The 8,758-nt window shown below is 46.8% G+C and carries 4 protein-coding genes and 1 pseudogene; 1 reads left to right on the plus strand and 4 read right to left on the minus strand.

The features are described 5' to 3' along the window. Positions 1-128 precede the first annotated feature (128 nt). Positions 129-230: pseudogene (gene rhuM / locus K2G43_RS10180) on the plus strand (RhuM family protein); the annotation flags it as partial. 242 nt (positions 231-472) lie between these two features. Here the strand turns inward: rhuM and K2G43_RS10185 are convergent. The 4 genes from K2G43_RS10185 to K2G43_RS10200 form a co-directional block, all read right to left on the minus strand. Further along, positions 473-2,806: an FtsX-like permease family protein gene (locus K2G43_RS10185; protein WP_300154828.1), complete on the minus strand. Its 2,334-nt coding sequence runs from the start codon at positions 2,804-2,806 to the stop codon at positions 473-475. A 19-nt stretch (positions 2,807-2,825) separates the two neighbouring features. Next, entirely contained in the window at positions 2,826-5,132 is a 2,307-nt protein-coding gene (locus K2G43_RS10190; protein ID WP_300154831.1) for an ABC transporter permease, read from the minus strand. 21 nt (positions 5,133-5,153) lie between these two features. After that, positions 5,154-7,520 carry an ABC transporter permease gene (locus tag K2G43_RS10195; RefSeq protein WP_300154834.1) on the minus strand — a complete coding sequence of 789 codons (2,367 nt, stop codon included), beginning with the start codon at positions 7,518-7,520 and terminating at the stop codon, positions 5,154-5,156. A gap of 56 nt (positions 7,521-7,576) precedes the next feature. Then, positions 7,577-8,758: FtsX-like permease family protein (locus K2G43_RS10200; protein WP_366525034.1), on the minus strand; the 1,182-nt coding region annotated here is incomplete at its 5' end.

The following is an 8,758-nucleotide window of genomic DNA, read 5'->3' on the forward strand; positions in this document are numbered from 1 at the left end:
CTCAAATACCGTGCCAAACTGATAAGGTGTTTATAACTAATCTATTATACAATTTCACCTTTATCCTTTCTGTGCGATATAGCACATATTCCGTGCGAAAATACACACTTTTATCTTCAACTTGTGCCAAAAATGCACAGGTTCGAAAGGAAGGAAATAGGAAAATCCAAAGAGACATTTCATACTATAATCTTGATATGATTATATCTGTTGGCTATCGAGTAAATAGCAACTAGTCACGATTTTTTCTTTATCCATATTTAAAGCAACACTTTAATAGGAATAAAGTATTGCTTTATCCCTATTAAAGTATCGCTTTATCCGCATTAAAGTGTCACTTTAAAAATAGAAAAGGAAAAATAAAGTATGATGTGGCTGATTGAAAGCACGTTACGTCCTCATACATATTAGGGTTATTCACTGATCGTGTGCCGTCACTCAAAATGTCAGATGAACCTTGAATATACCTTTCCTATTCGCTCTTGATTACCTCCGCCGGATTCTCATTGGCAGCTTGCCATACACGCCAACTGATGCTGAATGCTATGATGATGGCAATGCTGGCAAAAATAAGCATATAAATCCAGATACCGATGGTAGTCTGTTCCATATAGTTCTCTATCCATCGCTTCATGAATAGGTAGCCTATGGGGAATGCAAGGATGGAAGCAGCTATCAGCATGGATAGATATTCCTTGATAAACATCAGCATGATATCCTTCACCGTTGCTCCGTTCACCTTGCGAACGGCAATCTCCTTGCGCCGCTGCTCACAACTGAGAGTGACAAGCGAGAAGATGCCAAAGGCGGCAATGACGATACAGACGATAGCCGCCATGCCGAGCATTCTCAGCAAAAGGAATTCTGATTTCAAATAGACGACATATACATCTTCCGTCTTTTCCAATTTATAAGTCTGTATATCCAGCTCTTTTGCCATCTCCTTGATTCTTGATACCAAGTCCTCCCACTGCCCTTCCTTGAATTTCATCATGAACATGCCGGTGTGTATGGTAGCAGGATTAAGTTCTTTCCCACTTTTACCGATGAATGCCATCGGATGCACCGGAACGGTAGGAGCTGTCACGTGAAAGTCTTTCAGTATTCCCACTATTTCAGTGGGATGGCTATCCAAAACAATCTGTTGCCCGATGGGATTGGACAGGTTCATTTTCTGCACGGCCGTTTCGTTGAGCACCACATACCAGGGGTCGGTATCGTTCATCATACGCCCCTCTTTCAGTTGCAGATTGTAAAAGCGGACAAACTCCTCCCCTTCAAAGAACAGGTCGATGGGCAATGAAGGGTCATCCAATGTTTTTCCTTCCCAGTCGTCGATAGAATGTGTACCCCAGAAATGTCCGGCAAGCAATCCGGTATGATTCTCTATCACCAGATTGACGCAAGGCATAGCTGCCAGACAACGGGCCACTTCATGAAAATAATCAAAATGTTCACCCCGTGGTTTCATCTTTGTCACATGCAGTGAAGCGATATTCTTCCTCTCCCATCCCAAGTCTGCATGGGTAAGGAAATGAAGTTGTTTCATGATAACCGTTGCTGAGAAGATGAACAGGACGCTTGTCGCTATTTGAAACAGAATGCTGAAGCGGCGGAAGGTACGGCTGCGCACCACATCCCAACGCTTGCGTTGCGTAATAAAAGGAAACAGCAACAATAGGGACAACAGCAATATGCCGGCAAAAAAGAAGAGGAACGGCAGATAGAGGTCTCCCTGCATACCGGAAATGGCACGAAACTCTGCTGACGCAATTTCCGACAACGAGCATCCAAGCACTCCGGCAAGCAGTATGACAAGCGTATATTCGATGCCGAACAGTAGAAACAGCCTGCCCTTGCCGGAACCGCATACTTGCCTTAGCTCTATCTCCCGACTACGCATCCTCATCCGCACCACGAACAGCGAAAGATAGTTGAACAACGCCCCGAGAATCACCATCAAGCCTATGATGGTAAAAAGTATCAGATAGTTGAATTTAATGCTTCTATCCTTGTTGGCATCCGAATAATGGAATTCACTCAACGGTATGAATTGGTATTCTTTGAAAGGCGTCACGCTCTTACCATCCAGTATTGTCTTGTAGCGATCCAACTTCTGCCGGAAACGTTGTAAGTTGGCACCCTTGCGCAAGCGAAAGACCAACGGATTGGAAATGTATTCGCTATATCTGCTTCCGCCCCAAAGGTCGAACGAAAGGCTGCTTTGCGGCAATCCGGTGACTACTGCGCAGATGGTGGCTTGTCCGAATGACTTCAATTTCTTTCCTATCACAGCCGTTGTTCCATACAAGCGGAGAGCTGCCTCTTCGGTAATGGCAACCGGTTCATCGTCATCGTAGAAATGCCTTTGACGTTCATCGGCAACAGACCAAAGAAAGTTAGGGGTACCGGCAAGTATCTTGATGCCAAACATTTCCATAAAGGTAGAATCGGCTATCAGTTTGCAAATACTAACCTTTTTCCCATCATCTATTTCCGTTTCCTGATTCTTCCAGAAGTTGATGCCACAAGCCATTTCCACCTCCGGAAACTTTTCGCGCAAGGTAGAAAGCTGATTGCGGATTTTTGTGTCGTAACCATTATAATCAGTGATGCTCTTTTTATAAAACAGATACATCCGCTCCGCCCCTTCATGGTAACGATCGTACCTTCTTTCAGAATGTATCCACAGGGCAGAAAATGTAAAGCAGACAAAGCCTACTGCCAGTCCAATAATACTAATGAAACTCTGCGTCTTGTATTTCAGCAGATTCCTGAATGCTATTTTAAGATAATGTATTATCATAATGGTTCTTGTTACTCTGTTATTCGCTTTTGATTACTTCTGCCGGATTCTGCCTTGCCGCTTTCCATACTCGCCATCCGATGCTAAGCAGGATGGTGGCGGCTATACCTGCAAAGATAGTGGCATAAATCCACAAATTCATGCTTGTGCGCTCTACATAGCTTTCCAGCCAATGCGTCATCAATACATACCCCATCGGGAAGGCTACGACAGAAGCCAATATCAGCAGCAGCATGTATTCCTTGATGAACATCTGCATAATGTCCCTTACCGTTGCCCCGTTCACCTTGCGTACGGCAATCTCCTTGCGCCGCTGCTCGCAACTGAGGGTGACAAGCGAGTAAATGCCGAATACCGCTATCAGCATACATACGATGGATACGAAAAGCAGCAATTTCATCAGCACTTTTTCCGATTTCAGATACTCTTCATAGACCTCTTCCACATTCACAAATTTGTATCTTACGTTGGGATAGGACTGGCTGAACATACGCTCCACCTCCTTCTTCAACTCCTTCCATTTCCCTTCATGAAACTTCACCAAAAGGTCACCTCTGCCACTACTGAAACCTTTGAAGCCGTTTTTGCCTACAAATATGGTCGGATTCACGGGTATGGTGGGAGCCGTGGTATGAAAATCCTTCACGATGCCGATGATTGTTTTGCCCGTACCATTATACAAATAAAGTTTTTTCCCGATGGGGTCAGCCATGCCTAAAAGCTTCACTGCGGTCTCATTCAATATGACTTTATCGGTCTCCTCTTCCTTCATCACTTCTCCTTCCAGCAGTTCGAGGTGGTAGAAGTCTATGATCTCTTTTCCTTCCATCAGCCCTTGCATATTAACTTCTTCCGCTCCTTCAACTTTCCCATCCCAATGGTCGACATGCAGGCTCAAACCAATCGTGCGTGGAAGGAGTCCGTGATGTCCCTTCAATACTTCACGGGTACATGGCATTTGGGTTACCTTGTCTGCTATCTCGTCATAATGGTCTTGAGGATAGATAAAAGAGAAAGCAGCTATGTTGTAACGCTCCCATCCCAAATCGGTATGCGTGAGGTGGTAAACCTGTTTCAGCAGAACGCTCATGCAGAACAGGAAGAGTACGCTGATGAATATCTGAAACCAAATGCTGCATCGGTAAACGAAGAAACGCTTGCTCTCCCCTCTCTTTACGGTACGGCGCAATGTAAAAGGAAGCAGCAGAACCAGTGACAACAGCAGAAGCCCGACGAAATAGAGCAACGATTCGGCATAAACATTTCCCGTAACGCCGGACATCTCTCTGAATACCGGTAGAAAGACCTCCACCAACACCATGCCTACAGCTCCTGCCTGCAGAATCAGGATGCCATACTCCACCATGAGAAGGGCAAGAACTCCTCCGGTCGAAGAGCCGCACATCCGCCTTAGCTCCCACTCTTTCTGACGAATATGGAAGCGAGTGACAAACAGGGACAGATAGTTGAACAGAGAACAGAAAATAACCAGTCCGCCTATGATGGAGAAGAATATCAGATACTGGAACTTAATGGACTTCTTCTCGTTAATCTCAGAATAGTGATACCGGGTCAGCGGCATCAGCCTGACATTCTCAAAAAGCTTGTCTGTATCTTGCGAGTCTCTTTTAAAGCAATTCAGTTTTTGCTGAAACGCTTCGGTCGGACTTCCTTGTTTCAGTTTCATGCAAATCTGAAAGCCACCGAGATTCCAATTATCTTGCCATTTATGGAAATAGCCGCCTTGTCCCCAGCAACCGAATGCAAGATTGCTATGCTCCAGTCCCTCCAAGATAGCGCTGACCGTTACCCTGTTGTCCGACACTGTCAGTTCCTTGCCCAGTACGTCTGTGCTTCCAAAGAGTTTCATAGCCGTCTCTTTGGTCAAAGCCACCTGTGCATCATTGTGCAGGAAATCCATATCACCTGCCAGGAGCTTGATTCCGAACAGATGGACGAAACATGAATCGGCCAGCAGCATAGGTGTCTTTATCGTTATGCCCTCTTCTGCCTTCAGTTCGGTATCGTCCCATAACATATATGCACAGGCATCCTCCACTTCCGGGAATTTCTCTTTTAAGAGGCTGGATGTCGGGTAAGGCATTCCGGTGGAATACCCCGTCTCGTCGAGTAAACTCTTCTGATAAAGCAGATGGATGCGGTCGGCTCCATCAAACCGGCTGTCGTATGTCATTTCATAGTGTATCCACAAGTTGGCAAATGCAAAGCAGGCAAAGCCGATGGCAAGCCCGATGACGGAAATAACGCTCTGTGTCTTGTATTTCAGCAGGTTTCTGAATGCTGTTTTGATGTAATGCCCTATCATGATTAATCTTATTTTAGTTGGTTATTCGCTTTTGATTACCTCTGCCGGATTGATATTCGCCGCCTTGCGGATTTGCTGTAACAGCGTTCCTATCAATATAAAGGAAATTATCAGCAGCGTGACGGCATAAATGCCCACGCCTACCGGTGTTTTTACTACAAAATTATCGGTGTACATGCTTATCAGCCAATAAGAGACGGGGACGGCAACAAGGAAAGCGCCTGCTAATACCAGAATGTATTTCCGAAGCAGCAACAGGCAGATGCTATACACGTCGGCACCGTTCACCTTGCGGATGGCTATCTCCCGATAACGCCTGCGAATGTCGAAGAGGGAAAGGCCGAACAGCCCCAGGCAAGAGACTACGATGGCGATAAAGGCAAAGAACATGTAGATGCCAGTCACCTGCCAATCCTTGTCGTAAAGTGCCGCCACTTTGTCTTTCATCCAATAGTAGTCGAACTCTTCGGTGCCGTAGATTTCCTTTTCCATCTGCTTCAGGTAGCTGAGTAGTTCCTTCTCTTTGCCAGGCATACAAAGTATCTGCATTTTAGTGCCGCCTCCACTTTTGCTGACCATAAAGGCAACCGGCAATTTGCCGGCCGTGATATGTCCGGTATAAAAATCCTTCACCACGGCTTCCACGGGGAGAAGTTCCGTTCCTCCCTCATGTCTCTTTCCATCGGATGTAACCCACATCCATAGAGGCTTCTCTCCTCGTACAAAGGCTTCGTCGCAATGCTCGTAACCGAACGCTTTCAGAGCGCTTTCATTCAAGACCACCTTATAGGTATGCCAGTCGGTGATTTCATCCGGCAATGTTCCTTCTACTGCCTTCAAATCGTACATGGTAAAGAAATTGGCAGAAACCCATTTCGTCTGTATGTTCAGACGGACATCCTTGTCGCTTATCAGGCTTATCATGCTTTTACTATCCAAAATGTCATCCTGAATCATCATCCATTGCCGGATAAAGGGAGATTCGTCCAGCTTCTGCTTTATCTGCTGATAGCGTACATAGCTCTTATTTCGGTCTGCCTCGTTCTCATACCAATCGCTCTCAAGGCGCAGTTGGGCAACGAGGATGCTCTCTTGACGGAATCCGGGCTCTGTATGCAGCAGGAAGTGCAGATGCTTGTCGAAGTAGAGCGACAGGATGATGAGCAAGAACGTAATGACACACTGCACAAAGAGGAAGGCAAGACGGGCAAGTATGGACTGCCTGGTAGTGCTGACTGCACGGATGCCTACCATCGGAGGCAGATAGTTGTACTTGATGTAGGGATAAGCGCAAGTAAGCAGTGGCAAGAACAGCCAGAAGCCCAATGACAACCAGACATCAAAAGCGTTATAGGAAACCTCGCTTTCCATCAAGCGGTTGACGGGCACAGCGGTAACCTCTACCAATACCCAGGCAACGAACAGGGCGCAAGTGATAAGCAGCATGTTCTCCAGCCACAACTGAACAAACAGCGTTCTTCCCCGGATGCCGAAAATCTTCTTGATGCCGTACTCTTTGGAGCGTCTCATCATCCACACGGAATAGAGGTTGACGAAGTTGATAATCCCTGTCAGCAATACCAGCAGGCATACTCCTGCCAGCAGAAAGAGGTGTAAACGGTTTCCGTGATGCTCCATTTCGGGATGTTTGGTCAGGCTTTCATCCCAATAAAACTGCTCCAGCGGCAGGTAGGCATAGCGAACGGTTCCATGATCCGTCTTTCTGTAAACATGGCTCGTGCGGTTTATGGTCTCTACAGATATTCCCGGTTGCAGGCGGATGAAGGTCCCTTCCATCCAGCCCCAATGTTCTTGCAAGCCTATATTGAGCATTACGTCAAACGTATGGGAGGTCTTGCAACGGGGCGTTTTCAACACCCCCCGTATGGTAGCGGTCTTGTTCCCTGGACAAGTAAGGGTCTTCCCTATCGGGTTCTCCTTTCCAAACACTTTGCGAGCGAAGCTCTCCATCACCAGCGCATCGTCGGGAGCGGACATCTGCAAGCTGCCATCGGCCAGTTCGTAGTGGAAGAGATGGAAATAGGTGCTGTCTGTCACAAAGAGGTTGGTGGTGTAGGGCTTGTCCTGCGCTACCAGATTATCTTTCTCCAACAGGATGAACGGCGTTTCTTCCACGATGTCCGCTTGTTGGACGTAAGTGGTATCCATGTATTTCTGCGCACATGGAAATACATTTCCGTCCACATCTCGCAAAGGGACTACCACATTGGCAGGCCGGACGGCATGGGCATCCACCGTCACTTCCCGATGGATGTATCGCATCAGCACGATGCTGCAAGCCAGGCTCAGCGAGAGTCCCAGCAGGTTGATAACTGTATATGATTTGGAACGCATCAGGAAGCGTAATGCATAATTCAGTGTCTTCATGTCTTTTGTTACTATGATTGATGTTTTACTGATTTGTTATCTCTTTGGTGTATGTATCATTCATTTTTGATTACCTCTGCCGGATTGATATTCGCCGCTTTGCGTATCTGCCAGACAATGGTCAGCAAGGAAATGACGGCTGTAATGCCTACTGCCGTGGCGAATAAGCCAGGAGTGACGGGGGCTTTGTGGGCAAAGTCTTGCAGATAAAGCACGATGGCTACCCAAGATATAGGTATGGCTACCAAGGCGGCTATGCCCAATACCGAAAGATACTTCTTAAGGAGCAAGGGATAGATGTCCTTTGCCTGTGCCCCGTTCACCTTGCGCAAACCTATCTCCCGATACCGTTGCCGGATGTCGAACAAGGAGATGGACAGCAACCCTAAGGAAGAAATAAATATGGCGATGGCCGCAAAGAGCGTATAGATGTGTACCACCTGGCGGTCCTCGCGATACATCTTGTCAATCTCGTCTTCTATCAGCGTATATTCAAAGTCGGTTCGTCCCGTGGATTCCTCGTATATATCGCGCAGGAACTTGATGACCGCTGCCCGATTCTCGTGTTTGTACGAAGCGGTGAGCGTGAATATTCCCCCCACTTTAGAGTTATCGTAATAGATAATCATAGGTATGGGGGCTTTCGAGAGATGGCGCACATTGAAATCCCGGATGACACCTACTATTTCGCAAGGCGGATTGTAGAAATCAGGTAAGCTGCTCGAAGCGAAATGCGCCTCTTCCGGTTGCAGTTTGTCCTTAGTGATGTCTTTGATGCCAAAGGCTTTCTTGGCAGTCTCGTTGATAATCACTTTGAAACTGTTGATGGTGAAGTCTTCGTCGATGGAGTCATTCCATACTCTTCCCTCTACCAGTTGAAAGCCGTACATTGCCATATCGTGGGTAGTCATCCTTGCTGCCAATGCTTGCTGGAAACCGTTCTCAGCCCTGTTGAGCGCAAAGTTTTTCGCGTTAAATGCGGCAAATGGCAAGCTGATTCCTCTGCTCCAATGTTCAAACAGGGTGCTTTCCGCCATGCGTTTGTTGACCAATTCAAAGCTCGCCCGTTGTTTCCTACCCTCCTCCTTCAAATCTTCGACATCCGTTTTATAATTGCCAAACTTAGACACATACATCCGGCAGGTGATGATGTCGTGCGTGCGGAAACCAAGGTCGGCACTCAGCATATACTCCAACTGCCGCACAAAGAACAACGCAACGGTTATCATGAATATAGT

It is taken from the genome of Bacteroides sp. (assembly GCF_029057325.1).
In the GTDB taxonomy this organism is placed as follows: domain Bacteria; phylum Bacteroidota; class Bacteroidia; order Bacteroidales; family Bacteroidaceae; genus Bacteroides.